Source organism: Ensifer sp. Root142 (assembly GCF_001426785.1).
Lineage (GTDB): Bacteria > Pseudomonadota > Alphaproteobacteria > Rhizobiales > Rhizobiaceae > Ensifer > Ensifer canadensis.
This window is the reverse complement of the sequence record NZ_LMFK01000012.1, coordinates 353,197-379,620: the sequence shown is the minus strand read 5'-3', so window position 1 is coordinate 379,620 and position 26,424 is coordinate 353,197. Positions and strand designations below refer to the sequence as shown.

The 26,424-nt window shown below is 58.5% G+C and carries 30 protein-coding genes and 1 tRNA gene; 5 read left to right on the top strand and 26 right to left on the bottom strand.

The genetic code is table 11. The features are described 5' to 3' along the window. Positions 1 to 75 precede the first annotated feature (75 nt). Positions 76 to 378 (bottom strand): hypothetical protein, encoded by a 303-nt coding sequence (locus ASD52_RS14340; protein ID WP_225906202.1) that lies wholly within the window; start codon positions 376 to 378, stop codon positions 76 to 78. Positions 379 to 473: 95 nt separating this feature from the next. Here ASD52_RS14340 and ASD52_RS14335 point away from each other — a divergent pair. Both ASD52_RS14335 and ASD52_RS14330 read left to right on the top strand, forming a co-directional pair. Beyond that, a tRNA-Thr gene (locus ASD52_RS14335) sits at positions 474 to 548 on the top strand. Positions 549 to 832: 284 nt separating this feature from the next. Next, positions 833 to 1,810 carry a DUF2971 domain-containing protein gene (locus tag ASD52_RS14330; RefSeq protein ID WP_057224744.1) on the top strand — a complete coding sequence of 326 codons (978 nt, stop codon included), beginning with the start codon at positions 833 to 835 and terminating at the stop codon, positions 1,808 to 1,810. A gap of 177 nt (positions 1,811 to 1,987) precedes the next feature. Here the strand turns inward: ASD52_RS14330 and ASD52_RS14325 are convergent, their stop codons facing one another. From ASD52_RS14325 to ASD52_RS14310, 5 genes are all read right to left on the bottom strand, one after another. Then, positions 1,988 to 2,773 (bottom strand): toll/interleukin-1 receptor domain-containing protein, encoded by a 786-nt coding sequence (locus ASD52_RS14325; RefSeq protein WP_057224742.1) that lies wholly within the window; start codon positions 2,771 to 2,773, stop codon positions 1,988 to 1,990. Positions 2,774 to 3,330: 557 nt separating this feature from the next. Then, on the bottom strand, positions 3,331 to 3,726 hold the full coding sequence (locus ASD52_RS14320) for a hypothetical protein (RefSeq protein WP_057224740.1): 396 nt from the start codon (positions 3,724 to 3,726) through the stop codon (positions 3,331 to 3,333). A 41-nt stretch (positions 3,727 to 3,767) separates the two neighbouring features. Beyond that, positions 3,768 to 3,989 carry a hypothetical protein gene (locus ASD52_RS40000; RefSeq protein ID WP_244497469.1) on the bottom strand — a complete coding sequence of 74 codons (222 nt, stop codon included), beginning with the start codon at positions 3,987 to 3,989 and terminating at the stop codon, positions 3,768 to 3,770. Beyond that, the gene (locus ASD52_RS39995; protein WP_057224738.1) at positions 3,892 to 4,134 is read right to left on the bottom strand and encodes a hypothetical protein; all 243 of its coding nucleotides are present in this window, start codon (positions 4,132 to 4,134) and stop codon (positions 3,892 to 3,894) included. The genes ASD52_RS40000 and ASD52_RS39995 overlap by 98 nt, the downstream gene beginning before the upstream one ends. After that, the gene (locus tag ASD52_RS14310) at positions 4,131 to 5,105 is read right to left on the bottom strand and encodes a hypothetical protein (RefSeq protein ID WP_057224736.1); all 975 of its coding nucleotides are present in this window, start codon (positions 5,103 to 5,105) and stop codon (positions 4,131 to 4,133) included. Before ASD52_RS14310 ends, ASD52_RS39995 begins: the two co-directional genes overlap by 4 nt. Before the next feature lie 201 nt (positions 5,106 to 5,306). Between ASD52_RS14310 and ASD52_RS14305 the strand changes: the two genes are divergently transcribed. Next, positions 5,307 to 5,576: a hypothetical protein gene (locus ASD52_RS14305; RefSeq protein ID WP_057224734.1), complete on the top strand. Its 270-nt coding sequence runs from the start codon at positions 5,307 to 5,309 to the stop codon at positions 5,574 to 5,576. A gap of 36 nt (positions 5,577 to 5,612) precedes the next feature. Here the strand turns inward: ASD52_RS14305 and ASD52_RS14300 are convergent, their stop codons facing one another. Beyond that, the gene (locus ASD52_RS14300; RefSeq protein ID WP_057224732.1) at positions 5,613 to 6,566 is read right to left on the bottom strand and encodes a TylF/MycF/NovP-related O-methyltransferase; all 954 of its coding nucleotides are present in this window, start codon (positions 6,564 to 6,566) and stop codon (positions 5,613 to 5,615) included. Between the two features lie 110 nt (positions 6,567 to 6,676). On the opposite strand from ASD52_RS14300, the gene ASD52_RS14295 reads away from it, so the two are divergent. Then, complete coding sequence (locus ASD52_RS14295) at positions 6,677 to 7,327, top strand: methyltransferase domain-containing protein (RefSeq protein WP_057224730.1); 651 nt, start codon at positions 6,677 to 6,679, stop codon at positions 7,325 to 7,327. A 36-nt stretch (positions 7,328 to 7,363) separates the two neighbouring features. After that, a complete protein-coding gene (locus tag ASD52_RS14290; protein ID WP_057224727.1) occupies positions 7,364 to 8,188 on the top strand; it encodes an FkbM family methyltransferase in 825 nt (274 codons plus the stop codon). 60 nt (positions 8,189 to 8,248) lie between these two features. Here ASD52_RS14290 and ASD52_RS14285 read toward each other — a convergent pair whose 3' ends face one another. The 19 genes from ASD52_RS14285 to ASD52_RS14195 form a co-directional block, all read right to left on the bottom strand. Continuing rightward, positions 8,249 to 8,611: a hypothetical protein gene (locus ASD52_RS14285; RefSeq protein WP_057224725.1), complete on the bottom strand. Its 363-nt coding sequence runs from the start codon at positions 8,609 to 8,611 to the stop codon at positions 8,249 to 8,251. Between the two features lie 17 nt (positions 8,612 to 8,628). Further along, the gene (locus ASD52_RS39105; RefSeq protein WP_057224723.1) at positions 8,629 to 10,827 is read right to left on the bottom strand and encodes a hypothetical protein; all 2,199 of its coding nucleotides are present in this window, start codon (positions 10,825 to 10,827) and stop codon (positions 8,629 to 8,631) included. Positions 10,828 to 10,870: 43 nt separating this feature from the next. Next, a complete protein-coding gene (locus ASD52_RS14275; RefSeq protein WP_057224721.1) occupies positions 10,871 to 13,054 on the bottom strand; it encodes a hypothetical protein in 2,184 nt (727 codons plus the stop codon). Continuing rightward, positions 13,051 to 13,449: a hypothetical protein gene (locus ASD52_RS14270; protein ID WP_057224719.1), complete on the bottom strand. Its 399-nt coding sequence runs from the start codon at positions 13,447 to 13,449 to the stop codon at positions 13,051 to 13,053. Before ASD52_RS14270 ends, ASD52_RS14275 begins: the two co-directional genes overlap by 4 nt. Further along, the gene (locus ASD52_RS14265) at positions 13,442 to 14,023 is read right to left on the bottom strand and encodes a hypothetical protein (RefSeq protein WP_057224717.1); all 582 of its coding nucleotides are present in this window, start codon (positions 14,021 to 14,023) and stop codon (positions 13,442 to 13,444) included. The genes ASD52_RS14270 and ASD52_RS14265 overlap by 8 nt, the downstream gene beginning before the upstream one ends. A gap of 2 nt (positions 14,024 to 14,025) precedes the next feature. Further along, positions 14,026 to 14,703 carry a hypothetical protein gene (locus ASD52_RS14260; RefSeq protein WP_244497468.1) on the bottom strand — a complete coding sequence of 226 codons (678 nt, stop codon included), beginning with the start codon at positions 14,701 to 14,703 and terminating at the stop codon, positions 14,026 to 14,028. A 44-nt stretch (positions 14,704 to 14,747) separates the two neighbouring features. Further along, positions 14,748 to 16,535, bottom strand: a complete 1,788-nt coding sequence (locus ASD52_RS14255; protein WP_057224713.1) for a phage tail length tape measure family protein — start codon at positions 16,533 to 16,535, stop codon at positions 14,748 to 14,750. A gap of 159 nt (positions 16,536 to 16,694) precedes the next feature. Beyond that, the gene (locus ASD52_RS14250; protein WP_057224710.1) at positions 16,695 to 17,066 is read right to left on the bottom strand and encodes a hypothetical protein; all 372 of its coding nucleotides are present in this window, start codon (positions 17,064 to 17,066) and stop codon (positions 16,695 to 16,697) included. Further along, on the bottom strand, positions 17,063 to 17,458 hold the full coding sequence (locus tag ASD52_RS14245; RefSeq protein ID WP_057224708.1) for a phage tail tube protein: 396 nt from the start codon (positions 17,456 to 17,458) through the stop codon (positions 17,063 to 17,065). Before ASD52_RS14245 ends, ASD52_RS14250 begins: the two co-directional genes overlap by 4 nt. 9 nt (positions 17,459 to 17,467) lie before the next feature. Further along, positions 17,468 to 17,908: a hypothetical protein gene (locus tag ASD52_RS14240; RefSeq protein ID WP_057224705.1), complete on the bottom strand. Its 441-nt coding sequence runs from the start codon at positions 17,906 to 17,908 to the stop codon at positions 17,468 to 17,470. A 2-nt stretch (positions 17,909 to 17,910) separates the two neighbouring features. Next, positions 17,911 to 18,243 carry a hypothetical protein gene (locus tag ASD52_RS14235; RefSeq protein ID WP_057224703.1) on the bottom strand — a complete coding sequence of 111 codons (333 nt, stop codon included), beginning with the start codon at positions 18,241 to 18,243 and terminating at the stop codon, positions 17,911 to 17,913. 2 nt (positions 18,244 to 18,245) lie between these two features. After that, positions 18,246 to 18,731 (bottom strand): hypothetical protein, encoded by a 486-nt coding sequence (locus ASD52_RS14230; RefSeq protein WP_057224701.1) that lies wholly within the window; start codon positions 18,729 to 18,731, stop codon positions 18,246 to 18,248. 68 nt (positions 18,732 to 18,799) lie between these two features. Continuing rightward, positions 18,800 to 19,738 (bottom strand): Mu-like prophage major head subunit gpT family protein, encoded by a 939-nt coding sequence (locus ASD52_RS14225; RefSeq protein ID WP_057224698.1) that lies wholly within the window; start codon positions 19,736 to 19,738, stop codon positions 18,800 to 18,802. Between the two features lie 68 nt (positions 19,739 to 19,806). Further along, positions 19,807 to 20,355: a hypothetical protein gene (locus tag ASD52_RS14220; protein WP_200954043.1), complete on the bottom strand. Its 549-nt coding sequence runs from the start codon at positions 20,353 to 20,355 to the stop codon at positions 19,807 to 19,809. 60 nt (positions 20,356 to 20,415) lie between these two features. Then, a complete protein-coding gene (locus tag ASD52_RS14215; RefSeq protein WP_082571815.1) occupies positions 20,416 to 21,777 on the bottom strand; it encodes a S49 family peptidase in 1,362 nt (453 codons plus the stop codon). Beyond that, positions 21,774 to 23,372, bottom strand: a complete 1,599-nt coding sequence (locus ASD52_RS14210; RefSeq protein ID WP_082571814.1) for a phage portal protein — start codon at positions 23,370 to 23,372, stop codon at positions 21,774 to 21,776. Before ASD52_RS14210 ends, ASD52_RS14215 begins: the two co-directional genes overlap by 4 nt. Then, positions 23,369 to 23,593 carry a DUF6148 family protein gene (locus ASD52_RS14205; protein ID WP_057224819.1) on the bottom strand — a complete coding sequence of 75 codons (225 nt, stop codon included), beginning with the start codon at positions 23,591 to 23,593 and terminating at the stop codon, positions 23,369 to 23,371. Before ASD52_RS14205 ends, ASD52_RS14210 begins: the two co-directional genes overlap by 4 nt. Further along, positions 23,593 to 25,713, bottom strand: a complete 2,121-nt coding sequence (locus ASD52_RS14200) for a terminase gpA endonuclease subunit (protein ID WP_057224692.1) — start codon at positions 25,711 to 25,713, stop codon at positions 23,593 to 23,595. The genes ASD52_RS14205 and ASD52_RS14200 overlap by 1 nt, the downstream gene beginning before the upstream one ends. Beyond that, positions 25,706 to 26,362, bottom strand: coding sequence for a hypothetical protein (locus tag ASD52_RS14195; RefSeq protein WP_057224691.1), 657 nt, complete (start codon positions 26,360 to 26,362; stop codon positions 25,706 to 25,708). Before ASD52_RS14195 ends, ASD52_RS14200 begins: the two co-directional genes overlap by 8 nt. Positions 26,363 to 26,424: the final 62 nt, after the last annotated feature.

Below are 26,424 nucleotides of genomic sequence, written 5' to 3'. Positions count from 1 at the left end.
TAGAAGTGCCTTGAACGCAAGGCAGACGCCTGCATGCGTGGGGGAATGCCGAACGGCAGCCCCTCCCTCGTCGTACTAATCTTCGGATTCGTCCGTTTTTGCGGCAGGCAGACCAATCGCTTCGTCGGGGGCGCCGGAACGGCGCGCGCGCATCTGCTGTTTACGGCGCTGGAGATTGTCGCGCAGGGTCTTGGCAAGGCGCGCCTTTCTCAGATCCGACTCGGTCGTATCTTTCTTCTTGCGCGTCGGCGCAGTCGCCTGCTGCTCCTGCGGCGAAACCTCGCCCTTGGCGCTTTTCTTGTCGTCTGTTTGCATGGGCGATGCTTTAGCGCAAAAGCAGGGGCTTCGGAAGCCGAAACCGATTTTCTCACGGAACAACAGCGAAAACTTCGAAATGCGGCTTGCGCTCCCCGTCCAGCTATGGCAATAGGCGCCTCGCTTGATGCGGCTTGTCAACGAACCGGCCGCGAGATGCTGCTATAGCTCAGGGGTAGAGCACTCCCTTGGTAAGGGAGAGGCCGAGAGTTCAAATCTCTCTAGCAGCACCAGTTTTCCCGAACAAATTCAAACAATTACACTGACGGCACCGAGGGCATAAGGCCCACGAAACGACTTGAATGCACGGAACAAAGCCTGAACCGCACGGCTCAATCGTGCAAAATCCGTACAGCGTGTTCCGGTTTGTTCACCTCGCGCTTACCTTTTGCTGAACCAGTCGCCACCAAATATGGCGTCCTACTTCGGTGATCAGGCTGTGGATTGAAGTCGCGGGCAACTATGCATGATCCGAGCAAAGTGATCTCTCAATGCGAAGGCTTGGGAGAGAACAGATATGAGTGAGCACTTTTACCGGATGCGTACCATCTTCGCGGTGCACGAAACCGAGAAAGCGATGGAAGTGCTGTCCGGCGGCAAAAGGCTCGTTCATTATACCCCTGCGGCAAATGCCGTGAATATTCTGCGCAGCGGTCAAATATGGCTCAGGAACGTCCGGTTAATGAATGACCTCTTGGAGGTGCATCACGGGTTCAATTTGTTGCAAGCAGTAACAAATCCATCCGCAGGCACCCCCATAGAGCAGAGCATTGTAAACCTTACAATTGCCGTCAACACCATCTTTCCGGGGTTAGCCGAAGAGGCAACACAAATCTTCAGCTCCCATAACCATAACCTGCGGCACCAATCGTTCGTCGCATGCCTGTCTGTTCATGACCCAGTCGAAGACAGGTATGGTCGCCTATCTATGTGGCGCTCGTATTCAGCCAACCAGGTGGGTGTCGCAATCGTGATAAATCCGCAGCCACTGCAGCAATTTGTGACCAACTTCGGCGTCGTGACAAGCCCGGTTTATTATCTGCGCGAGCAGCAGGTCCAGGCAATGGTTACTCAGCTTGCCAACAATATCCGGAGCGCGGCTGACTACATCAGAACTGTTCCGCGAGACGAGGTGAAAGGCTGGTACTTTCATTTGTTGAGGACAATTGCCACGTGCAGCAAGCATCCGGGTTTTCAGGAGGAACAAGAATGGCGCATCCTGCACACTAGATTCATGGACGATCGAGCGCCACTCCTGGAGGAAGTGGAAACGATCGGCGGAATTCCTCAAGTCGTCATGAAGTTACCGCTACGGGATCACCCAGATAAGAACGTATTTGGCATCTCTCTTCCCAATCTTATTGAAAAGGTGATCGTTGGCCCTTGTCAGTTCCCTTGGGTGATTTGCGACGCTTTGCTTCTTGAGATGAACCGCGCCGGTATACCGGATGCCATCAACAAGATTGTAGTGTCAGAGATCCCTTTGCGCACCTAAGCCGATGGCGCCCCATGCCGGAGCAAAGTAAGCGGCTAGAATCAGCCGCTTACAGTTGTGTGAGACAAGCCTCCGTCTTGTAGATTTATTACACTCTTTGACTTCTATGTCTCACGTGCCGAGCAACACTGCTCCCCGCCAAATCCGCAACAATGCCGCTCGACGCGGGATAGCACCCTATTTGCCAATTATTGGCATCAATTCCCAATCATGCTCTGACTTTTGATGAAGCACGCCTTTCAAATCGGGGTGTTTACCATTCTTCCCATCGATCTTCACTCTAAACGGAAATTTGGGCGCGAGAGATGAAGACTCTCCAATAAGCGCGCCATTAAACCGGGCTCCATTGCCTACTACGATCCCAGGGGTAAAGCCCTGTTCAAATATCGAGGCGTTAGTTGGCATCACGGTCACATCGTGCTCACTGGTGCTTTCATCGAATAGGAAGAGGAACCGCGTCCGAGGCTCGGTAAAGTGGAGCGCTTCAATGGTGACTTGCCTCTCGGATGCAGAAAGAGTTTCAACAGTTGCCTGCAAATTCGAGAAGTTCGCAAATTGGCGCGTGAACGCATCATTACCTTTGGCCAGATCGAGAACTTGGCGAAGCGTCACCTCGAGCCCTTGGTTGAACAAGTCCAAGTAGACCGTTTGCATCAGAATTGGAGGTATTAAAGCGGCATCCATTTTGATCGGAACCAGCCTCATCTTCCCCTGCGACGCCTTCATCAGGCCGTTCTGCCACTCCATGCCAACCATTTTACTCCCAAGACTGTTGGCGGACACGAAGAATAGAAATAGGTCGGCCGCCCCGAGGCCTTGATTCATCTTGTCGATGATGCCTTCGCCAGGTTGTATGCTCCAGCTGTCGTAGAAGATATTGTCTCTTCCAAACGCCTTGGCCAACTCGACCGCAAACTGTTCAACGACTGGCTTATCTTTGTAGTTATGAGATAGAAAGATCACCTTTTGCCCTCCATGACGATCGCAACACTAGCTGGAGACAAGAGCAAATTGCAACCTGGATGGCACTCGGAGGCGGGCCACCTCCAAGTAGCCGAAATCAATGACTTGCCGAAAAGCTGGACACTCACCTGTCCAGCTTTTTCATTATGCTTTCTGAAAAAGTGTCCAGCCGCCTTTGAGGCAATATTGACTCTGGCGGCACATGAACATAGCTAGAACGCGGACGCTGGCGGACGCCATTTACGACATGCGGCTTTGTTGAAACCTCGATCGAGGAGGAAAGCGCATGTCTGGGGATAAAACCCTGCGGGACTTCAAAGAGCCCTTCATGGAGATTGAGTGCCGGAACTGCTCCCGGAAGGGTCGGTACAAGGTCGCTCGACTGATCGAGAAATGGGGTCCGGATCTATTGATCAGGTCCTATATCGCCAGCCTGGGCATGACTTGCCCGAAGTATGTGCGCAATGACCGCCACGGCCGCTGCGGGATCGGCTGCCCGCAACTGACCTATATGTTCTCCCCTGCGCCTTTCACGGAAGAGTACGCGCAGAAGCAGATCAGCGGCGAAGCTGGTTCCCCTCGCGCTGGCTTGCCTCAATCCTCTGAAGGATCTCACGAGTAACGCGCATGTCGGCGGCAAGGCCATTGAGCGCGCTCTCGACTGCTCGCATTGAAGTTGCCGCTTCTACCGCCTGTTTTTCCATGGCGGCGATGCGCAACTCGTGATTGTCGAGCTGTCGGATAGAGACCTCAGCGGCCGTGATGCGCCGGTCAAGGCGGTCCAAGGCTTGCGAATGAATATCCTGGCTAGAACTTAGGCGCTCCCATGACGCTCCCCATGTCATGATCGCGCCCACGAAGCCAAGCAGGATCACCACAGTGTTGAGGTTCCACTCCCATTTCCATGCTGGTGCTCTGACGCTTGTCATTTCATCACCTTGTAGCTGCCCCATTACCGCCCCTCGTGTCTGCCCATGCAATGCAATGCTGATGGTTATCGCGCCTCGCCGTGACGGACGCATTCCGCATTCGACCAGACGCCGCCGGCGCAAAGCCCGACGACAGTCCGGTCTATCTTCCGCTGATCTGCCGGCGTCGCCCCTCGCGCGCCGACCAGGTCAGTTCCAACGACCTGCCGCAGACCGTCGACACTTGCTGGCGGCAAAGTCCCACACGCCGCCCCCATCGAGGCATAGGTCATAGTCAGAGCGAGCATCACCCGCCGAAGTAGCCGACGCATTGTTTCGCCTTTCAATCGAGGCCTTGAAAGATTGGGCACCGTTCTCACGAATTTCGAGAACCACCCAGGTGATGGCGGCGAGCAGCAGCACGCCGCCGAGGACCTTCGGCCAGGGGATCATGCCGCGCCGTCCGTGAGCGCGGTTCGGATGTCTCGAACCGCGGCGATGATCTGATGCCGAAGCACCAGGCCGACGCCGATCGCCACGATGCCGACAACCCCGATCGCCAGCACTGTCGTCCACTCCGCGCCGGCGAGCGCGGAAACCGTGGTGCCAGCCGCAGAGGCGCCCCCGAAGAGCCAGCCCCAGAGGCTGGTTTTCTTCTTCACCTCTTTCTCGACGGATGCCGGAACCGTCGGCTTGTCCTCTGTGACAGGCGCCGATTTCACTTCCGGCTTTGCCGCCTCGCCCGGCACGAGAGCGACAAGCGCCTTGTGCAATGCGGATCGAGTCTTCGGGCCGACGTCTCCATCGACATCGAGGCGATGATCAGCCTGAAACTGCAGCACGTTGTCAGCACGGTAACCGAGGACCACGAGCGAGAGCCGGCCGAGCCGGTCAATGCGATCGGCGAACCCGTTCTTTCCGCCGTTGATCCTTTTCGTGATGGTCTCGATATCGCCCTGGTCGGCCCACTTGTTGAGATCGCGCGTATCCCAGTAGAAGATCGGCACCAGCCCCTCCCAAGGGTCGGTGTTGACCGCATCGGGATCCTCGACAAAGTCCGGGCAATCAAGGCCAGCCTTTCGGCACCAGTTCCGAAACTGCCGGTAGTTGTTCTTGCCGGTCAGCTGCATCGCCGTTCGGCCACGATACTTGAAGCCGTCGCCATCACGCTCCGGAGTGTTGCCGAGGTCGACGCGGATATCATAGCGCTCCTGCGCCGGCGTTGGTCCCCAGATCTCGCGATCAAACCTGAAATCGCCGCCTTCGTGCATCAGCTGCGCCAAGTATTGCGCCAGGCGGTGGGGCTTATCTAAGCCGAACAGGTCGCCATACCGATCAAGTGCGACCATGACCGAGTTTAGGTTGCTGCTGTTGACCGGCCCTTTTGCGGCCATGCGGATCTGTTGCGCGGTGATAGCGCCCATTGCTCTTTTCCTCTTTACTAAAAGGCATGGCCGATCATCACCGCAACGGCATGAAACCGATGGAGCGGGAGGATGATGGGCTATGATTGGGAATGGCGCGCTGGCGCCGGATAAAGGTCGTTAAATACGGAACCGAGGCGGCCGGTTGAGGCGGTTCGTCCGCCATGCTATCGCAGCACTGTGCAACCGAGACACCTCAAGATGAACGACAAGATCGCCCAGCTTTCCAAGCACAAAGCATTCGTGTCAGACATCGCACGTAGCAAGCCTTGCGACTTATTGATTGCCACTGAAGACGCAACTTGTGTCGATGTCACCACCGGCAAACCGGACAAAATCTCTAAGAGAGATCGTTTCAGCGTCTATGAAAACGGCGATGGTCTTTTCCTGCTCGGCTATCTCGTCGGAGCGCGCCGCGTCAGGATCGAGCGCGCCGACTTTCACAGCTTCATTCGAGAGAGCGAATATTAGCCGTCGGATCGGTACTGACGGTTTAATTAGCGGTCGCTAGCTTTTAAAAACCAAACCCTGCTCCGACCAAGGGAACCGGATGACGCGTGTCCCCTTCTCTTCAAAGATCCTGTCGAACTCCCAGGTGGGCGCAACTAAGTGCCCATAGTTGTCGAGCAAAAGAGGCGCGCCGCGGGATAGCCTCTCCCACACAAAGTTAATGCCTCCCTCGACTACCCCGAGATCGATGTGAGCAAAGCAGATATTCCCTTTGACCCTCGCAACAGATTCCGGAGCGTCTACCAATCCAACAACAAGCTCGGTGTTTTCATACTGTCTCTTCAGCCGGACTTCGACCTCTTCCGTGCACATTGTGGCTGTTGGGTCAGGCATATGGGTCTCGAACAGATCCATAGCGAAGAGCTTACGGTTCTCATTAAGAAGGCTTAGCATTCGGGCCATGTACCATGTGCTGCCACCCTGCCATGAACCCATTTCCACGACATCACCCTCGAATTTGAGGCCATATCGAAGAAGCTCCATCAGGAACTTGATCTTCGGCATCCCCATCATCGATACCGGCACTTCCTTTGTGTCGAAGAAAAGCTTCTGATAGATCTCTTCCTGAGCAAAAACGTCGACCTCAACAGTCGATTTGTAGTCGATGCTAAGAGGTACGTAGCAGCTTGCCTGCGGGTATAACTTGGCGATCTTACTCTGATATCCGTAAGCGCGATCATATTCGCAAACGAGCACCAGGTTCACGTCGGGGTTGATCTCAGCAGTCTCACCGACCACCTTAGCCCCTTTGTAAGTTATCCCCTGTAACCACTCGCGAGGGTCGTACACAACTGATACGTGGTCTGGGTGCCAATTTATAAGGTGTTTCGCGTATTCACCAAAGCCCACCAACGCTGCCCTAGCGCCCGGAGCCGTCAGCCTAGATCGCATCTGCGATAGTGCGGCGTGATCTACGATATTGGATGGAGTGGCTTCAATTGCATAAGTCATGCGATCCTCTTAAGAAAACCTGAAGTGACGCCGCTCCCTAACTGACGCCATGCCAGCTAGCGCCGAAATATAAATATCGGGCGCGCCTTCAACTTAACGAAGAGAACACGATGCTCAAGCCCAAACAGAAAGATCTTCAGTCCCTTATATTTGGTATCCTCGCCGGCGGCACTGGTGTGGCGATCTGTGGCACACCGTGGGAAACACTCCTCCCCGCGGTAGAGAGCGACACCACCGCAGCTAAGACGTTGGATAACCTTATCGATTGGTACAGCATCTCAGGGCGCCAGGTAGCCAACGCAGAGCCTGATGAACGAGGGCGCCTGGGTTTTGACGACGCGTCTCAGGACGTGATTGTAATTAGAAGGCTGACAGATAAGCCAGAGGACGTGGGAAGGCTCCTCTCCGAAATAACTCGATCTCTGAAAACCGACGGACACTTGATAGGAGAACTGCCGTCGCTACCGTCTTCCGAGACCGACCTTCCTTTCGCTGTAACCCCCTATGGCTTCACCGGTCTCCTGCACGGATCTGGTCTGCGGCTACTGAAGATACACCCTGGCCCGAATGCAATGAGCAATTACATCCGAAATTTGCCGGGCATTGTCTCGGCAGACGAATCCGAAGGGGACGACGTTATCGATCGAGCGATGATCGAATACGGGCTTGAACAAGGCGGATTTAAATCAGCCAACGTGATGCGGCTGATGTTTTCCACCACCTTCGTTTTTGATTGCGCCAAGCTTGATCTTCTCAACTAGCCCTCTATTGTCGGCGCGCCAATCGGGAGCATCAATATGTACGAGCGATATTCGCTTCTTCAGACCGCATCAAATTTCGACCTGACGACCGTTGAGGGACGTCGGGGGTCTCACGCGGTTCTTACGGACCTGTTTTATGACCTTCAGAGCTTCATTCGCCCGAAAACGTTCCTTGAGTTTGGGGCTTTCGATGCAGGCTTCTCGAAGCAGATCAGGACCCTGCATCCCCACGCGAAGGTTATCGCTTTCGAAGCGAACCCATACAACTACAAGCATTTCACCGAAAACTTCGACTTCCGCGCCGCCGGCATAGAGTACAATCATCTTGCAATTTCAGATCAAGACGGAGGGTCAATATCCTTCCAGATCCAGAAGTCTCGCGACGGAACTCCGGTAACTCCGGTGAAAGGTGACGACAGCCTGCTGAAGAGGAACGTTAGTGATCCTCATGAGGTTTATCGGAATGTCGACTACGAGACTGTAACGGTCGATACCGTCACGCTGGACGGCTACCTCAACGATGCCCAGTTCGGCCTCGACGATTTCTCCGCATGGATCGATGTCGAAGGCGCTCTGAAAACTGTTCTGGCCGGCGCGAAGAAAACTTTGGCCCGTACTCACAGCATCCTCATTGAGATTGAAGAAAAGCCGCACTGGGGCGGCCAGTGGACCGGACAGGACGTAGAGGAGTTTCTTGGCTCTCTCGGCTTCCGCCCTGTAGCGCGCGACTTCGAATTTGAACACCAGTACAACGTCATTTTCGTGAAGGAAGCCGTTATGCGTCACTTCGGCTTCAACCAGATGATGGTCAAATATTTCGAACGTATCGGCAAGGCAAAGACAGAATTCAAGTCCGCCTGATTGGTCTATTCGGCCACACGGTCACTTATTGTGCCGTGTGGCTATCGCCCGGTCATCTTCCTATTCAGCCGTCAAGCTCTTGATCATTTCGTCGGATTTAGCCAGGCGCTTGGCCAGAGACGCAGCCATATCACTGCATTGGCTGTGAGCCTCAGTCGCCGCCGTAAGCTGCGACTTGAGCGCCGACACTTCCGCTTCAAGAGCCACAACCCGCATCAGAGCGGATCGGGTTGTTTCATTCATGATCTGCGAAGTTTCGAACCCCTCAAGGTCAACATCTTCGGCCGGCACAGCCTCTTCTTTCAAGACCTCGCCATTGAGGATAATCTTGCGGAGATAAAGCGCGTGCACGCCTTGAAGAGAACCATCATTCCCGTAGCGGATGAGGATTTCGTAGGGCGTTTTGGTATCTTGAATTGCCATTTAATTGATCCTCTATCTTATGAGACAACGGCGCCATCGGGCCACCGCCAGCTCGCACCGTCTGATATCGCCTGCCTCTTACTGCTCGTCCCGTTCGAGACATAAATCACGCATTGCGCGTAGATCGCAGCCGAGGGAAGTGTCGACACTGTGAACGTCGGGATGCGTAACGGGCTCAGTGCTGAAATTGGCGCCGCACCCTTCGCCTGCAGGTTCAACGGGACGTTTGCGTCGGTCCCAGCGGCGTTGATCAAAGGGCCGAAGCCGGTCGTCGCTGCGACAAACTGCAGGAAGTTTGCGATCGCCCCTCCCCCTTGCAGGTTTAGTGCGGTCAGCCCGTTGATCAGGAAGTTTGCGCCTGATGCGGAAGTCTCAAACCTAGCGGGAATTTCCGACGTGCCGTTCCAAATCTTAGGCTTCCCGCCCGGCCAGTTTTTGAACTGGTTTCCGTAGTGCTGGAAGTTCGTAACCGACGGATCAACGAGAATGCCGCCGTCGAAAGTAGATGACCCGGAGGGTGGATACACGAACGTGTTGTTCCTGATGATGACGTTGTCACAACCTGCGAGCAGTCTAATCAAATAGGCAGCCTTCGAGTCTGGAATCAACTCGAAGACATTGTTTTCGATGATGATGTGCTTTCCGTATTCGATCTGAATAGTGTTCAGGCCAAGTGTCGTCCCGCCACCAGTTACCGACAATGCGGCGTCTACATAGATCTGCCCTCCCGCGATTTCCAAGTTGGAAACGGAATCGAAGTGCGCGAACGCCCCGGACCCCTGCCAATTGCAAGCAATGAACTTGAAGAATGGTGGGTGCCATGATGCCTTGGAGTTAGGAACGGCAAGCTTGAACCATGGCCCGATATTAGTTCGGCCAAGGCAGTTCGTAGCGATAATGCCTTCAAGAGACCCGCTATCGCCGGGGTTCCCAAGCACCTCCATGAAGATGCCCATATTGTTGGCATCAATTGAGCAGCTGTTGAATTCGTAGACATAAGACTTGTCGTCGTTGTCGTGGCTCAGAAAGTGAAAGCCGACTTGTGTTGCGGCATCACGTTCGGCAGGGGTGTTTCCCGAATTAGATCCAGTTGTGCAGACGACGTTCCACATCTTTGTGTTAGTCGCACCAGTCGCCCGAATGTATTCCTCAAAGCAACTATCGGCACTAAATGAAGAAAAGCGAATGTCGCGCAGTTCGAATATCCCGCTGTTGCGGTCGAAAATTGCGTCAATGCCTCTCTTCGGTCGATTCACCGATGAGTTGATGTTGATGTTTTCAAGTGAAAGCGACGCAAAATAGGTCTGGGAAACAAGTCCGTGCTCAATCACGGACGCCCCGGCGGTGTTTGCGATTAAACGAGTCTGGAGGTTTCCAGCGCCTTCATAGCGGATAGCGCGCGCACCGGAGCCGATCGGCGCCGAAAGGCTGTAATCCGCCCTCTTCAGCTGCACGCGACCGCCATTGTCCGCGACCTCATTGACGATTGACTGGATTGCTGAACCTGTCTGAGTTGGAGTCAGGTTGATGTGTGGCGGCTGAACGGCGCTGGCCGCAGCGCCCACAAGCGAGACAGCTTCAGCAGCAGCAGCCTCAGCGGCCGCCTGCGCCGCCTCTGCAGCAGCAACAATCGCCGCACTAGCCAGATCGCTAACCAACCGGAACGTTGAGCCCGAAACGACGCCCACCACGATCATGCCCGACGGCAAACCGGCAACGACGGGATCGTTGCCACTATTCGTCTTAATGGTGAGCGCCGAACTGCCGTTGAAGCTGACGGTCACTGGAGAAGACGTGTTCGTCTCAAAGATGTTCAACAGGATCAGCGCCGACGCGCTAACTGGAATGCTTGTCGTTGCCTGAATGGCATTCGCGGTGCCTGCGCCCGCGTCCGCTGCGGTGATGAACGAATACGGCAGATCACCGACACGTACCCACGAGCCGGCACCGGACGCACCGACCTTGCGATATACACCATTGTTCGCGACAATCGCATCGCCCATCACCCACGCCTGCTGGTTTGCCGGATAGGTCAATGTGGCGTCGGCCGCCGCCTTGCTGGCAAACAAGATGCCGCCGCCCGCCTGAAACGACAGGAACATCCGTTCCACCTCGGTGCCCCAAACTTGAGCATCCTGGTTGTTCACGGAACGCGAACTTCCCGAGGCTTCGTGCGGTGCAAAGATATCGTTGGCCGTTTTCGTGAAAACAGACATTCAAACTCTCCGATAGGGATTGTGTCCTGGAGCTGCAAGGCGTTTAAGGAACCCATACAGCGAGTGTGTAAGTGCGCGGGGCGCCATCTACGCCGCCACTTGTCCTGGTAACCAACCGCCATTGGACGGTGTGCTCTGGGCCAAACGCATTCGAGTAGCTGTTGTTGAACGTGAGGTCCTGTCCCGGCATGGCATTCTGTTCGCTGATGGTCACCCAGCCCCCGTAGCCACTACCGGTGTCGACGCGACGATCGAGCCTGATCGACGCACACCACAATTCGGCGGCTTCAACGATCACATTGAGCGTGCCAACGCCGGTTGATCCGCCGCTTGTGCCACCGGAAAGAACGGTCGGTTGTCCGCAAGGCGTGTTATCGACACTGACGGTCACGTGTAGCGCCGGCGAGAAATAGCTTCCGTCGTCGCCGTTGAAGATGCGGACGCGCGCGTCGACCTCGGCGCCCAACACGTCTGTGGCGGCATAGGCGTAGTTGAACACCTCGACCATGCCCTGCCAGGGACCGGGCAATCCACCGGAATAGACGCGGTAGTTCGCCTCGATTGTGGTGGTCGGCACAGCGGGCAGAATATAGGCGATGCGCAGTTCCTTCGCCCCACCAACCGGATAGGTGATCTGGATGGCGGCCGTCGGCGCAGCTGGCGCTGGCAACGAGCTTTCATATTCCATCTCCGGTATCGCCTCCGGAGCAACGGCCTCGTCAGTCGCCGGGTTCCACGCCGGCAGCGATGGCCAGACGGCAAAGGGTACCTCTATCGTGCCCCGACCGTCATCGACGCGCGGCGGCTGAAATCTAACCTTTTCGACATCACCGAGATCCGGCAACTCGACCTCGCCGTAGTAGACCCCCCACGCAGCCAATCCCGCCATGTTCGTTGTCGCCACACCTGTGTCACCGCGCGCAAGGGCAAAGCGCCGCCGCGCAATGCGCTGCGCCTGGCTGGCCGATGGACAGAAGGGAAGCTCAACATCATAAAATTTGGGGCCATATCGCGTGACCTCTTCGTCGATGCGTGCCCACAAGATGCCGGTCATATCGATGTCGGCCATCTCATAGTTGCGCTCGGGCGAGTAATAGGAGACGCGACAGATGTTCGGCCGCTCGACAGCCTCGGGACCAGACATCCAGTCCAGATCAATAATATCGCACGGTCCCAGAGACAGTTCACTCGCAGGATTATCGTCGATCAGCTCGAACCAGATTTTACCGGCCGCCGTCATGCGGATCTCGGCGCCGATAGAAACTAGAATATCCTCCATCGTTTCCCGGCGAGCACCCTCCCACGCCCACATGCCGCCGCACCTTGATCGCTTTTCGGTCCCGGTTTTCGTCGCAACGTTGACGTCAGCCTTCACCGCCTGTGTGGTGATCAACGGCCAATCGAAGCGGTCGGCAGTAAATGCAGGGTCGCGGCGCAAGACGTGAACCGCATTGAGGATACCGTTTTCGTTCCAGACCCATGTTGAAACGTTGTCCGGGTCTCCACCCTCGATTCGAGGATCGTAGGTGATCGACGCGCGAGCGATCCATTCCGTATCTGGCACGCCGCCTTGATAGAGGGTCAGATACTTCGGCTCGGTCAGCCCCGGGTTGAAATAGCTGATAAGAGACTGCGCAATGCCACGTGCACGGTGCGCCGAAGTCCAGAGCGTAGGAAACGCCGTAACGAGCGCCGGCCAAGCTGTTTCCGCGCCCGTCCCCTTCTTGTCCTCCCACTTCATCCAAGAGCCGCCGGGCCTAGTCCATGGCGGGGAAGACACTTTCCCGTCGGGATCGACAGTGACCTCCCGCCCACCGACGAAATAAGCTTCGATCGCATCTATCGGCCCCTGCAACCGGCAGACCATGCGCCAGCGCGTTGAGCCATCAGTATTGCCGAAGGCCTTGAGCCCGCCCACGCGGACCCGCCCAAGCCCCTCGATGACGGAGCTTTCACCCGATTCAAAGGCACCTTTTGCGTCTGCGGCTTTCACCGTACCCGTCGGTCTTTGGCGTCCGACTAGCGAAAGCCCGATCAGTGCGCCACCAACAATGACGTTGGCGGCTATCGTCGCGATCGTGCCTGCCGCCGTGGCTGCAATCGCTGTACTCGAAAGCAGGAAACCGTGAATGGCGGTCGCGATCAGGGATATAGGGTCTGCATGTGCGTCGGCCCCCATCGCGACGAACGATGCGCCGCTGGCAAACAGCAGTTTCAAGGATTTCATAGAATGGCCCAAGCCTTAACGATCTGCCGAGGCGTCAGATAGATGACGCCCATTTCTGCCCGCCAGGCGAAGTAGCCGCCGGCGATGAATATGCCGCCCACCTGACCGAAGCGGGCCGTCTGAATGATCCCCACATCACCCGGCTGCGGCGCTCCGCATTCGCGCAGGCCGAACTCCATCAGAGCGTCTGACCACAGTTGCTCCAGAGAGCCGGCGCAATCAATGAGACGGTGCGCCTGATCCTTGCTCGACCACTGCGGCAGTGGCACCTCGCGACCGTGCACGCGAGCGACCCATGAAGCCGCCCAACGCGAGCAATCCGATACGCCCCATAGGCAGGCAGTGTCTTGCGCTTCGTCCAGGAAACCGCGCAGCTGGTCTGCAATATCAGGCACGGATCACCTCCTGAACCTTCACCCCGACGAAATCGAGGCCCTTGTCTCCCGCAAAGCGCGCACGCTGGTCGGCCGGGTTCCACTTGCCGCCGAAGGGAAAGTTCTGCGAGTGCCAGAGGCTCTCGATCGTGAAAGACACAGTGCGGGCGCCAATGCCGCTCCAGCGGATTTTCGGCGAGGAGAGATATCCCGGAAACATCTTCTTCAGCCCCGAGGACCAGACCTCTTGCGTCTCTTGGTCGAAAGCACACCAATAGATGTCGGCGAGCCCTCCCTCCATCTCGCGGCCCTGATCCTTCACCGATCGCAGGAACTCAATGTTCACGCCGGACAGAACGATGTCCACTTTCGCAGCCTGGCCGAACCGGGGATCTTCTACCGCGTTGATCGAAACCAGCTGACCGCCAGCCGGATCGGATACCCCGCGCCATTCGACCCCGCCGACGGTCTTGCGTCCGACGCCGTTGTGCAGGCGCCATCGGCCCGACGACAAATCGAGATCCGCAAACCAAGCCCGCGCGATATGCGGCCGGCGCAGAAACGCCAGGTCCTCTTCCGAAAACAAGCTTGCCATGATCAATCCGTGAAATAGTCGCGCACGTCGTAGTCGAAGACCTCGACTAGCGTCACTGTCGCCTCATCAGCATAGCCCACGCCACGTGTCGCGCTGGCCGCATCCTCACTTTCAAGCCGCATCGCCATGACTGGATAGAGCGTGGCAAAGTCGTCGACCGTCAGCGCCTTGCGCAACGGTGGCCAAATTCGATACTCGCCATCGCCCAACTCCTCCGTGACGGTGTAGAGACCGAAGTGCAGCGGGAAGAACCCGAGATAGTCGCCCATGCCGAGCCGGTGACCCCACGCCTCATCCTGCAGTCGAATGATCGAGCTATCAAACTCGGCCGGCGCGGCGAGCTTCACGTTAGGTGCCGTCAGCTGCCAGTTCTGCCCATTGGACCACGGTTCGCCATTTCCCCACGGCATCCCGAAGCGCTCTTGGCTCGGCGAGGCAGAAAGCCCCGCTTCAAGCAACGTCATCATGTCGGGGTCGCCGAAGTTGACGCGGGTCGCGTTGGCCCCTGCATGCAATGCCGTCGCCCATCCACGATAGCGCCGGAACTTCGCGTCCTTCGAGACAGGAAATGTGAACTGCCAACGCCAGGCGCCAAAGGGCGAGGCAACGGTTTGGGTAAAGTTTCCGGCCGAGATGTTCGAAGCCCCACCTACCGCACGAGGGCCGGAGAGAGGCGCCATGGCGCGGGGCGCCAAGCCAACTGGCATAGAGATCAATCGTGCCATTACGCCCTCGTGCCGCGCGTCGATGCTGTGTGCTGATACCCGGAAACCCGCTTGCTCTCCGTCCGATCGCGCTCCGCAAGCCCGCGCTCGATTCGAGCGACCGCCGCCTGGTCAGCGCCGCGCGCGTCGATGTGGTAAGTCGGGGAATAGGCCGTCGGCTGTGAGTTCGACATTGCGCCGCCCGCTTCACCAACACGACCGCCGCGACTTCCAATTCGGATCAGTTCCGGACCATTCTCGCCGACGAGGTAGTCACGCCAGGGGTCAACGCCCCCACCAACAGCGCGGCCACCCCCGAATAGGCCTGAGAGGAAGCCGCCTCCGCCGCCAAAGAAGCTACCAAGCGGACCAGATCCAAAGAACATGGCTTCTGCACTGGCCTGAATGAGCTTGTTGATGAAACTATCGAGAGCCTTATTGCCGGTTTCGATTTCCGGAATGAGGTCCGAAAAGCTGTCCTTGAGAGCATCGCGCATGAAGTCGCCAGCTTCCTTTGCGCCCTTGAGGGCCTCCTTCTCGGACTCAATCTGCGTGACGAGATTGGCGATCTGCTGCCCTTGAGCGCTGGTAGCGTCCACGTCTGCGCGACGGAGAGACTGCATAATACGCTGCTCGGTCTTGCTCTTGCCGAGCGCCTTCTGCTCGTCTTCAAGCGACTGGATCACGCGCTGGATATTCTCGGCCTGACGCTCTTCGTCGCTCTTTCCGCCGCCGCCACCCCCGCTACGACTGCCAAGCCGCTCGAACGGAAAGCCTGACAGTTCCGGAGTCCCCCGCCCTTCCGGGGTCGGAACACGCCCGCCCGGAAGAAACTGCGAGCCACCGCCTTGAATGGCCCCGTCGGCGCTGCGATCGACACTTCCGTAAGCGCCACGGCTCGGATAAAGACCGGTGACAGCCAACCGATCGAGATTGAACTTAGCGGCTGCATTGCTCGCCGAGGTGATCTGCTGCGCCAAGCCGGCAAAGCGGACCATGAGGGCGTCAACCGCAGGAATACCGGTTTGCTGGAACAGCGCGAACAACGCTGACTGCACCGCCTCAGCATCCTCGGCCGTCGCGCCGCCCTCCGCGATTTTCTGCTGGAGACCACCGAACGCCTCCTGCAGGGCCGTAACACCTTCGGTCTCGACACCAGCCGCCTGCAGCAGCGAGACAAGATCCGCGAATTCGACATTGAGATCGCCAATTTGCCCGCGCAGGCCATCCCACTGCCGGCTTGCGGCAGCGGTGCTGGCTTCACCGATCTGTGCTATTTCCTCTGCACGCTCCAGCGCATCAGCGTATTCTTTCAGCGCGGGCACCGCTTCGCCCCAACGATCGGCCACCTGACCGATCAAGTCACGCTGACGCTCCAGCGTGCCTTCGGCGTCCGCGCCGCCGCCGGCGAGATCGGAGAAGTAGGCGAAGGCAGCACCACCGAGCGCAATTGTGCCAATCGTCAAAAGATTGACCGGAGAGAGCAACGACAGAAACGCACTGCCTAGAGCCTGAACCGCGCCGGCTGCTCCCAGCGGCCCGAGAACCTGTCCGATCTGGGACCCCTGCTGCAAAGCGATCAGAAATGGTGACTGCCCACCGGCGAGCTGCACGCCGATGTCGCTGAACTGCGCAGCAAGATTGCCAACGCTACCCTTGGCGATCTCGACGCTCTTAGCGGCCTCACGAGCCGCAGCGCCGGTTTTCTTCGCCCATCCATCCGCGTTCTGGTTCGCAGCATCGAACGCCATCCGGGTTCGATCTTGTGCGACGATGTTGAACATCAGATCTGACATCTGGCCGGACATCGGTGAGACCTCGAAACAGCGCCGGCTACTCCGGCTTGTTGATCTCGAAATAGGCGATCCAGCCGACAAACTCGTCGACCGGCATCGCTTCGATTTCAGAGAGGGTTTTGTTCAGTCGTGCGGCGAGCGAATACATCAGCATCAGCTCCGCATCGCCGCTCAGGCGTTTTTTGCCTCACCGACCTGGTCGTCAGCGGAGACCGCTTGGCCCTTCACAAATCCGAGGATCTGCGCACCGATGCGGGCAACAACTTCGCTGTCGACCTCGTGTGTAAGAGCATGTTCGTCCATGTCATCGAACAGCCTCTTTCCCTGGCGATCGACTGCCTGAAACAACACCGCCCGAACGATGGCGATGTTACCGTCGACCGTGGCGCCGCTTTCGTCACGCCAGATCCGTCGTCTCTGCGCCACCGTCAGCTTGCGGTGAAAGACACGCAGCGGCTTGCCACCCTGCCCCCACTCCGGCACGTCGATGTGGCTCGACGCCGTCGCGCAAAAGTGCGTTTTCGCCTGGTCGATGATGCTCATGGCGTCACCGTGGCGGTATCCAGCGGGCCGTTGCCTTGGAAATTGAAGCTGATCTTCACGGCGCCTTTCATGTCGGTCTCAATCGGGATCGAGGTGACGCTTGCCGTCCCGGTGAGGTACTTTTTCGCCGAGGCATCCCCATCGGTGTAGAGACCGAGGGTAACGGAGTCGCCGATACCGAGCGCCACCTGGCCGTTGGTGTCGGCGGGATCGTAGAGGCACTCTACCGAACCGGACCAACCGGGAATGCCGGTCAGATGGGTCTGCCAGGTTGCACCCATCGTCGTTGTGTCAGCCGCTTCGATGTTCTGGTTGACCGAGAATTTCTGCACGGAGACAACGGCGGTCGCGCCGATCTTCACCTTGCCGTTTTTGCCGTGATGGACTGCCATTGGAGCCTCCTAGCGGATGGTTTCAGGATTGGAGTTGAGTGTGATTGCGGCGATCTCGTAGACGATGGACATCACCTGCAGCACCTTCTCGCCTTCGACATTCGCGCCGAAATCGGTGGATCGGTACTCGCTGGCCGACGCAATGCCGCCCAGCGTCGGATCATTGGCAAACGCCTGTTCGACATGAATGGCGAAGCTATCCAAATCGTCCTGACGGCCAGCCTCGTCGCCCTTGGTGACCACATCGACCTTGAGGCGAATCCGACGCAGCTGCGTACCGTCGGTGTCGAGATCTTCGGACTGCTCAGTTGGCGTGTAGACGAAAGCGGCCGTCTGCTCATTGCGACCAAGCGGACGAGCGCGGGAGGCGTGGACGCGATTGCCTACCAATGCACTACCCTTGACCATGTCAACAACGACGAGGCGGAGCTGCGAGCGAATATGCGCCATGGTCAAACCTCCATGAGGCGGACGATGGTCATTCCCGTGCCGTCCGGTTGAAACTCGACGACGCGAAAAGACTTCGATCCGAGGATATCGCTTGAAACGGTGACACCATCCTCGTGTTCGGCATCACCAGGCACATCACGCGTTCGCATGGTGACCTGTACCCGGCCACCTTCCTGCGTGAATTCGAGTTCGCCGGCGGAAATCGCGACGAATGTGTCATCGAAGATGCAGCCGACAGGCGGCTTTGTGCCGCTCGCTGACGTCCAGATGACCGTTGCACCGAACTCGTCTAAATCGAGGAACAGCAGGCGATCTGCGTCTGTCTCGATACCCACAATCAGTCCTCGATCGCAGCATCAAAGGCCGTCTTGGCTGCCACGCAGGCAGCAAATTCAGCGGCCACATTCTGCTCAGTCGACAGATCGGTGCCATCCGCGATGCCATGTTTGATGCAGGCTTCATTCAGCGCCTTTTCGGCATACTCCAAAGCCTTTTCCAATGCATCGAGATCGTCATCGCCGCCGCTCTGATCGGCGGACTTGCCAGCATCACCTTTCGCGGGCTTGCTGTTGGCGGGCTTCCTCGCCTTGCCTGTGACGGCTTCAAGCACGTCGGAAAGGCTGCGCGGCAGTTCTTCAAGCTTTTCCTTGAGGCCGATTTCCTCGCCGCGCTTGAACTCGACAGGACCGGCGACGATGACTTCGCCCTTTTCGCTATCGGCGATTTCGAGGGCATGGCGCCGGGCATCGATCTGCGCTGCGGATAGTTTGAGCGCCTGGCCGGCGGCAAAGCGCACGACATCGCCCACGACAACAAATTTCATGGCGGTATTCCCTGACTGGAATGGAAAGGTGGCCCGCCATTAAGACGGGCCGCGCAGATGAAATCCGGTTACGACGTGGTGAAGGTGACCAGGCAGCCAAGCTGCCAGTAACCGTAGCCGACGTTGCCGGTCCAATCGATGCCGAACAGCTGTTCCTTGTTCAGCTGCTCAAACTCGCTGCCTTCGCCAAGGGCGACGACATCCGGGATATCCTCTTCCTGCAAGATGAAGGGTTTTGCCGCCTCGTCGGTGCGGAACACGGCAAACTTCGTCGTCCAGTTGAGACGCGGGTTCGGAACGACGGTGATCGAGAACTTGCCCTTCAGCGCCGGGATCGTCTGGCTCTTGCCGCCTTCGCCGAGCAAGGCGGTAACCGCCTCCAGGGCAACCGCCATGAAGGTGACGGGGACCTGCACCTGAAACTCGGTCGCGCTCTGGTTCGTCGGCTCGCCCCGATCATCCTTGATCGAGTACATCTGCTGGATGGCGGCCATGACCGCTTTGGTGAACTCGGCCACCGTCGGCGTGGCGGCTACCGCCGCGATCGAGTTGATCTTGTTCGTCTGCGTGCCGCTGCTGCCTTCGGAATGGTCGGTGTCGAAGAAGTACTGGCCATCATAGCAAACGGTGGATTCGCCAGCGACGATCAGCGCCGAAAGCAGCTTCGCAGGATGGTCATTGGCGCGGTCGGCAAGCTGATTGACGCGAATGGTGATGACGCCGAGCTTGTCACGGCGCATATCCTTCGACTTGATCAGGATCGAGCCTTCGTAATCCTTGTTGGTGATCGTGAAGCTCAGTTCTGCCAGCTCGGCAGGTGTACGGCCGCCGATGAACTCGCGCAGTGCCGGCGCCGAACCGAGCCATGCATAGTTCTCGACCGCCTGGTCGGAGGTGACGCGCATGGCGATGTCGTTGATCCAATTCGCCGGCCCGGTATCGAGCCGTGCGAGGATCATACCGCGCACGCCCCGGGTCGTGATTTTCTGGTGCTGTTGAGGAAGCATGAAAGTGTCCTTTCGAAACCGGGGGCGTACCCCGTCGATGAAAAGCGGTCAGATTGTGGAAGGGTGGATTAGGCCTGCAGAGCAGCCTTGCAGAGGGCAGCGTCGAACTCGACGACCGCAACGCCGGTCGAAACCCATCGGGATACGTAGCCGATCAGCGTATTGCTGGTCGCCGTCAGGGTGAACGTGTCGTCATCGCTGGCATAGACGGCCGGTCGATCGTTGGCGGTAATCGCAAGGCCGGAGATCGGCAGCACGATATTGCCGCGCTTGCGTACGTTGACATTGATGGCGCCGGCAGCTCCCGCCGAATTGTCTGCGATTGCTTCCGCGAAACCGAGGAATGGATCAGCGGCAACGAGCGGGCGGGCATAGCCGGAGCCATTCTCGCCAACGGCGGCGCCCTGGTAGATGATATCACCGGCGACGGCAGGGTACTCTTCCTTGTCGCCCATCTGATAGTCGCGGGTTTTGTTTACGGCGAGCGTCGCCATCGCGAGCCCGACACCATCGGAGGGAGAGAAGGCTGCCAGATGGGTTGCGGCCTCCGGCGAGAGCAGTGCGATGCAGCCGACGGCAAGAAGCGCGAAGCCGACCGCGAAATACACGGTTTTCATTGTGATAGTCCTTCGTTCTGGAAACGCCCGAATCGGGCCTGAGGGGTGAAGAGGTCGCCCTTAGGCGGCCTTGCGCTTCATCGTGGCGATGTAGGATTCCGCCGTCGGGAATTCTTCCTGCAGCTTCGCCGTTGCATCCCACTCGGCTTTCCAGCCTTCCGGCGTCTTGGGGAACGACTGCGAATTGCCGCCAGTTCCGCCAGACGGCAGGCTTTCGACGCCTGCCGCTGCCTGGTCGAGCTGCTGCAGACCCTGCAGGCGTTCCTTGTTCTTGCCCTTCTCGGCAGCAAGCAGCTGCAGAGCAGCTTCCGCCGGCGTGGTCTTGCCATCGGCCTTCAGGGCCCTGATCAGCTCGTCGTGACCCGTCAAGCCGGCGGCCTGTTCATCAATCCCGAGCAGCCTGTTTCGCTCGCCCCGCGCAGCATCGGCGGCGCCTTCCGCGCGAAGGGCGGAAGCGAGATCCGGATGCTCCGCCTTCAGAGTTTCAAGTGTAAGCATGGTGGATTCCTTTTCGGTTCCGGCTTTCGCGGCGGCGGGGGCCGCGAGGCTTGAATTTTCCTGACGGCCCGCCAGTTCCGTCAGAACTTCTTCGAGAGATGCGATTTGATCGACCAGGCCACGGCGAAGCGCTTCACCGGCCGTGAAAACGAGGCCTTGCCCGTAGTTTTCGAGGATGGCTTCGCGGGTTACACCACGGCTCTCGACGAGACCCTGAATGAACAACTCGGCGCCGTCGTCGGCGATAGCCTGCAGTTCGGCAAGCCCTTCCTCACTGTCGCGAGCGAGCCGCTTGTTCGGGCTCTGCTCGGCGATCACCTCGACGACGTTGGCGCCGAGCCGCGTCAGAATACCTTCCATCTCGACATAACGGATCAAGGCACCGACCGACCCGACGAGGCCTGTCTTGCTGGCAAACACCTTGTCGGTGCTAGCCGCGATCCAATAGCCGGCGCTGCAGCAGAAATTGGCGTGCGCATAGACTGGCATCTTTTCCCGCAACCGGGCGATTTCGGCGGGGACCGCATCGACGTTGTCGACCATGCCCCCGGGCGTGTCCATATCGAGAATTGCAGCCTCGATGCCGGGCGTCGACGCTGCCAGCCGAAGATCGCGCACGATCTCGTCATAGGACCAGTATTGCCAGCTGAAACGGGAGACGAGCGGACCAATCACGGGAATGATTGCCACGTTGCCGACCCGCGTCGCAAAGGTGCCGTTACCGAGCGGTGTGCCGCGGCGATTGACTGTCGAGACGGCAGCAGCCGCGCCGCCCGCTTGCGGCGGCTGACGGATAGCGCGAACGGTCTGCAACGAGGCGGCAACCGCATCGCCGCGCACAGCCCAAGGCGAAAGACCGGAGGGACCGCTGGCGCCGAGCTGCTGGATAAAACCCTGTATCATTGCGAGTGTAGTCGGGTTCATTCTTCCTTCTCCTCGTCATTGGTGGCCGGAGGGTTCAGTTCAGAGACGGCAGCCGTGGGCGAGGCAATCAACCCGTTCTGCTCGGCAAGATCCTGTTCGTAGGCGAGCTGCTCGTGCTTGCTTTCGACGTCGCCGCCTGTGCGCTCCATGACGATCTGCTGGCGGGTCTTCGTCCGGTTGCCGATATCGATCGTGTCGGCTTCCGCGTCTTTTTTCGGATCGAGCGACACTTTCGTCGGGCCGTACCAGTCGGACCGCAGCCAGGCAGCCCTAATGGCGGCATCATCAAAGAAGCCCTTCGCCTGCAGGCGGCCGGTTAGGATCGCCTCTTCGATCACCCACTCGTAGAACGGCTGACAAAGGCTCTTCACCAACCATGCGCGTTCGCGGCGGAACGTTTGCCAGGCGATTTCGAGCGCTGCACGGCTGGCGGAGTAGCTCGCCATGAAATGCTTCATCAGCAGCTCGACAGGCATTTCGAGCGCAACGCCAATCTGGCGCAACAACGCCATGGTGAAGGCGTCGAAGTTCGGATTGGGCCGGTTGGGGTCCGCAATCGTAACGTCTTCGCCGTCGGCGAGACCCACGATAGCGCCGGCGCCGAGCTTGATTTCGTCCTTATCGGAACCACTGTTGCCCTCAGGCATCGGCAGAGGGCCGGAAGTTCCGTCCGGTGCGCCCTTCACAAACACGGTGAAGAAGGCCGAGATCACCGCCGCCTGCACTTCGGCATCGGTGTATTCCCCGAACTGCTTCAGGATCTCGATAACCGGAGCCAGATAGGGAATACCGCGCGCCTGGTCGGGCCGAAGACGCTTGAACAGGTGCAGGACAATCGGCCGACCGTCCTTGTAAAAGGCCGGCACCCGACGCCAGTTCATTGCCTTGCGAAAGAGATCGCCGGGATGGCGATCGCTCACGTGATAGGCACGGACTACGCCATTGGTGTCGGTCTCGACGCCGGCAACAAGCGTATCACTGTCCATGCCGAAGTTCGGATTGGAAACGCGGTCAGCCTCGACGATCTGCAACTTTGTGCCGTAGGTGTCGCCCGGATCCTTACGGTAACGACGGATAGCAAACACGTCACCCGACTCGTCGGTGGAGCCAAACACGAGCGCCTGCAACTCCTCGAAGCTCTGGACCCCGGTAAAATCCGCTGTCCATGCCGCAAGCTCGAACTCGGCCTTGGCGGCCCGGTTCCATTCGCGGGCCTGATCGACTGTCAGGCCGAGAACGTCCCGGTTGACCTGCGGATAGACCCGCAGGCCCTCGCCGATGATGTTGGTGATCCGCGTAGCGATCGCACCTGTTGCAATAGGCACATTGCGGCGCAGATCGCGCGACCGTGCGCGAAGCGTCGTCAAATCCGGAACGGTATCCTGATTTGCGCTGCCGCCGTCGACGTCCCAATTCGCTGTTTGCCGACGGCCCTTCTTGCCGCCCTTGAAGCCACCTGTCGCGAGCGAAAGGGTCGTGCGAGCCTGATGACGGCGAACCGCACGAACCGGATCGAAGACGGCAATCGCCCGATCGAGCAAAGTCATACGCGCGGAGACACCGGAGCGACTGGCCGGAAAGCGTGGCGCCTTCATTCCGCAACTCCATACCGGATACGTCCACGGCCTGAGGCCGACGCCGCGAGTTTCTGCACCATGTCATTCCAGTATTTGATGCTGGACTGTATATCGGCGGCGTCCGCCAACGTCAGCGAGCGTCCCGCGATCGAGTAGGACTGCTTTTTCGCGACCGCCATGCTGGCGTTCAGCCACAAATCAAGCTGCGCCTGCGCCTGGTCGAGGGTAATTCCAGCCATCATCGAATACCTTGAGAGAGGACGCGACGGCGGCGAACCGGCGCGGGGTGGATCAGTTCGGATGTCTTTGCTTCGCCCTGCGGTCGCACCGCGAAGCTGTTCTCGTGAACGGGTTTTGCCCAATGCGGCATTTTCAGAGGGTTGCCCCAATCGATGCTTTCACCCTTGAGGATGATCACCAGAGCCTTGCCGTAGACGGCCAAGTCGAAAGCTTCGTTGGCGATGTTGCTCTTGCGCGGCGCCCATCCGCTGTCTGTTCGAACTTCGGATGACAGTTCGGCGAAAACCTGAGAAGGCAGGTGCTCGCTGAGATGGAACTTGCCGGGACCAGCCTCTTTCCGCGTCAGCCCGACAACGACTTCGTCCTTGACCTTGTCGGTGTTGATGAACACCAGCTTCACATCGCTGATCTTCTTGCCCTTCTGCTGCAGCACTTTCTCCGGCTCTGTGTGGCGGGCGCGATCCTCGATGCGCGCGCTACCCTTCGCCAGATAGACGCGCTGCCCGAGGCCCTGCCGGTTAGAGCGGCGCAGAAACCGGTAAGCGTTCGGCGTGACACCAGGTCGCCCACCGGAGTCGATGATCATCGCGACCGGCATCAGCGAAAACTCCGATCCGGCGACCGGATAAGGCTGGTGCAGCAGCGGCGGCAGAGCATCCCAATCCTCGAAGTAGCGCGCCGGGTCGATCGCTCGACGCGTATTGCCTTTCTCGTCGCGCTCACCGCCCGGCGCCGTCGCCGGCGGCTGTGCGATGTCGAAGCGGTCGATCAGCCAGCGCTCAAGCCCCTCGCCCCAGGCATCGACCTGCACAACGAAGCGGTTGATCTGAATGTCGACTTCCACTGTGATGAAGCGCGTTTCTGCCGGCGCGATCTTGAGCGGATACCGCTCGGCCAGCGCCGTCAGAGTGTCTTCCGAGAGAGACTCGCCGATCGTCCTGACAAGCGGCAAATACGCCTTGCCATGGTCGAGCGTGATCGTGGCTTTCAGCGAAGTGTCGTCGCCGGTAGCATCGAACTTTGCCTTCGCTTCGAGGTATGTGGAAACGAGCTGTTCCCAGTTTTGCATCGCCGCAACCGGACCTTCGCAACGATAGGAGACGATCTCTGCGTCTCGAATGTTGCGATCCCCGATCTCGCAGACGTCTTTGCCGTCGCTCGTCTCATGCAACCAAACGCCGGTCCGATTGCATTCGAATTTGTGCGCTTGCGGGATACAGCACCCGTTCGGACAGACCATTTCGACGGTCTGCGCACTCTCGGCGGGGGTTGCTTTCGTTTCCCATTGCAGTCGATCAAACTCCGGTCGAAACGGCTCGTTGCATGAAGGGCAGTACCAGTAGAAAGCGCCTCGCGTGCCAAGATTGTAGTCCGCAAAGATGCCGGAACATGGCGGCGCCTCGTGCGGTGTTTCCGGCTTCCAATCGTCCTGTTGGATGATCCGGCCCGGCGAACCCTCCTCGACCACCATGCCGAGCGATCCGGCCTGCTGTGTCCGTTTCTTTGCAAGCGTCAGTGGATCACCTTCGCCATCGATGTCATCCGGCATGCGGTCGCGGTCTGTCAGAATGACGAACGTGTATTCGTTCTGACTGAAGTAGCCGATAACCGGCCACCCGATCACGAGGTTCATGTTCCCTTGGAACTTCTTCTCGTGAATGTTGTCCGCACCCCGGCTCGTTAGCTGCTTTGCGGCAAGATCTCGGTTTGCCCTAAGCATCGGTGCCAGCTTCTTCTCCGAGAAAGCCTTCGCACTGTCTTTCGTTTGGCAGACAACCAATGTGTCGGCTGGCGAGCAATCGATACGATGACCGATGCCATTGAGAACGAGGCTCTCCGACTTTGATGTTCGAGCCGGGCCAGCGAAAACCACGGCTCTGTACTTCCGCGAGGTGACCATGCTTGACGGCTCGGTCATGTAGGGTGCGAAATCGTTCTTCCAGAGACCCTGATATTCCTTCGTCGAAAGACGCCGACTGCTTTCAGCCCAGGTCGGAACATCGATACGCAAGGCGGGCCGCAGGCTGCCGAGGCGCTCGATGATGAGGTCGCCGGGGTCTGCAAACTTCGGAGGCGGCGATGGCGGCAGGAACCGCAACCAGGCAGGAGGACTATGCATCGAACAAATCCCGAGCCTGTCGAATTTCCTGAACTGGTCGCTTTGACCAGAAGTCTTCTACGCGCCGGCGAAGTTCGGCGAGCATGTCGTCACAGACCTCGACGAGTGCATCCGTCACCTTCGCTGGGATCGCTTCGCGCCGCTCGATCCGGTCCGGTGCGCTTTCCATCGTGTCCCGAACGAGACCGAGAAGGGTATCGAATGCTTCCGCAACATCCGCGCGGCGCAGCAGCTCGTTGCGCTCGCGCTGAAAGCGCTCCTGCTCGATCTGGACCGACAGGATTTCCTTGCGCGTCTTCGGGTCGAGCGCCATTTCGCTATCACCCGCTGACCCACCGACCAGGGCGAGGCGCATTGCCGCCTGCGCCTTCTTCACCTGGTCAGACCGCAGATCCTCTTGCGCCTTCCAAGCCTGCCGCCATGCCCAGCAATGCGACAGCACCAGCTGATAGGGGCGCCCCTGGCCGCCCATTTCCTTGACCGGCATACCTTTGCCGATCCACTCGGTGATCGTCGGAAGCGATACAGCAAGCGCTTCAGCAAGCTCTTCGCGCGTCATGCTGCAATCGAGCACACCTTCGGGCAGCGGATATCGAGCGACCAGGTCGCGCAGCTGATCGTCGTTCAGAACGGTGGTTTCATCGGCCATCTAGGAACCACAACAACAACAATGGAAAAAGCAGCCCGTCGGCCGCGCCAAATACTCAAACA

Coding starts and splice junctions, on each gene's coding strand:
- ASD52_RS14330 (WP_057224744.1), top strand. CDS start 833: ATGAGTGAGCACTTTTACCGGATGCGTACCATCTTCGCGGTGCACGAA.
- ASD52_RS14320 (WP_057224740.1), bottom strand. CDS start 3,726: ATGGGGCAGCTACAAGGTGATGAAATGACAAGCGTCAGAGCACCAGCA.
- ASD52_RS40000 (WP_244497469.1), bottom strand. CDS start 3,989: ATGCTCGCTCTGACTATGACCTATGCCTCGATGGGGGCGGCGTGTGGG.
- ASD52_RS39995 (WP_057224738.1), bottom strand. CDS start 4,134: ATGATCCCCTGGCCGAAGGTCCTCGGCGGCGTGCTGCTGCTCGCCGCC.
- ASD52_RS14310 (WP_057224736.1), bottom strand. CDS start 5,105: ATGGGCGCTATCACCGCGCAACAGATCCGCATGGCCGCAAAAGGGCCG.
- ASD52_RS14305 (WP_057224734.1), top strand. CDS start 5,307: ATGAACGACAAGATCGCCCAGCTTTCCAAGCACAAAGCATTCGTGTCA.
- ASD52_RS14300 (WP_057224732.1), bottom strand. CDS start 6,566: ATGACTTATGCAATTGAAGCCACTCCATCCAATATCGTAGATCACGCC.
- ASD52_RS14295 (WP_057224730.1), top strand. CDS start 6,677: ATGCTCAAGCCCAAACAGAAAGATCTTCAGTCCCTTATATTTGGTATC.
- ASD52_RS14290 (WP_057224727.1), top strand. CDS start 7,364: ATGTACGAGCGATATTCGCTTCTTCAGACCGCATCAAATTTCGACCTG.
- ASD52_RS14285 (WP_057224725.1), bottom strand. CDS start 8,611: ATGGCAATTCAAGATACCAAAACGCCCTACGAAATCCTCATCCGCTAC.
- ASD52_RS39105 (WP_057224723.1), bottom strand. CDS start 10,827: ATGTCTGTTTTCACGAAAACGGCCAACGATATCTTTGCACCGCACGAA.
- ASD52_RS14275 (WP_057224721.1), bottom strand. CDS start 13,054: ATGAAATCCTTGAAACTGCTGTTTGCCAGCGGCGCATCGTTCGTCGCG.
- ASD52_RS14265 (WP_057224717.1), bottom strand. CDS start 14,023: ATGGCAAGCTTGTTTTCGGAAGAGGACCTGGCGTTTCTGCGCCGGCCG.
- ASD52_RS14260 (WP_244497468.1), bottom strand. CDS start 14,703: ATGGCGCCTCTCTCCGGCCCTCGTGCGGTAGGTGGGGCTTCGAACATC.
- ASD52_RS14255 (WP_057224713.1), bottom strand. CDS start 16,535: ATGTCCGGCCAGATGTCAGATCTGATGTTCAACATCGTCGCACAAGAT.
- ASD52_RS14250 (WP_057224710.1), bottom strand. CDS start 17,066: ATGAGCATCATCGACCAGGCGAAAACGCACTTTTGCGCGACGGCGTCG.
- ASD52_RS14245 (WP_057224708.1), bottom strand. CDS start 17,458: ATGGCAGTCCATCACGGCAAAAACGGCAAGGTGAAGATCGGCGCGACC.
- ASD52_RS14240 (WP_057224705.1), bottom strand. CDS start 17,908: ATGGCGCATATTCGCTCGCAGCTCCGCCTCGTCGTTGTTGACATGGTC.
- ASD52_RS14230 (WP_057224701.1), bottom strand. CDS start 18,731: ATGAAATTTGTTGTCGTGGGCGATGTCGTGCGCTTTGCCGCCGGCCAG.
- ASD52_RS14225 (WP_057224698.1), bottom strand. CDS start 19,738: ATGCTTCCTCAACAGCACCAGAAAATCACGACCCGGGGCGTGCGCGGT.
- ASD52_RS14220 (WP_200954043.1), bottom strand. CDS start 20,355: ATGAAAACCGTGTATTTCGCGGTCGGCTTCGCGCTTCTTGCCGTCGGC.
- ASD52_RS14215 (WP_082571815.1), bottom strand. CDS start 21,777: ATGAACCCGACTACACTCGCAATGATACAGGGTTTTATCCAGCAGCTC.
- ASD52_RS14210 (WP_082571814.1), bottom strand. CDS start 23,372: ATGAAGGCGCCACGCTTTCCGGCCAGTCGCTCCGGTGTCTCCGCGCGT.
- ASD52_RS14205 (WP_057224819.1), bottom strand. CDS start 23,593: ATGGCTGGAATTACCCTCGACCAGGCGCAGGCGCAGCTTGATTTGTGG.
- ASD52_RS14200 (WP_057224692.1), bottom strand. CDS start 25,713: ATGCATAGTCCTCCTGCCTGGTTGCGGTTCCTGCCGCCATCGCCGCCT.
- ASD52_RS14195 (WP_057224691.1), bottom strand. CDS start 26,362: ATGGCCGATGAAACCACCGTTCTGAACGACGATCAGCTGCGCGACCTG.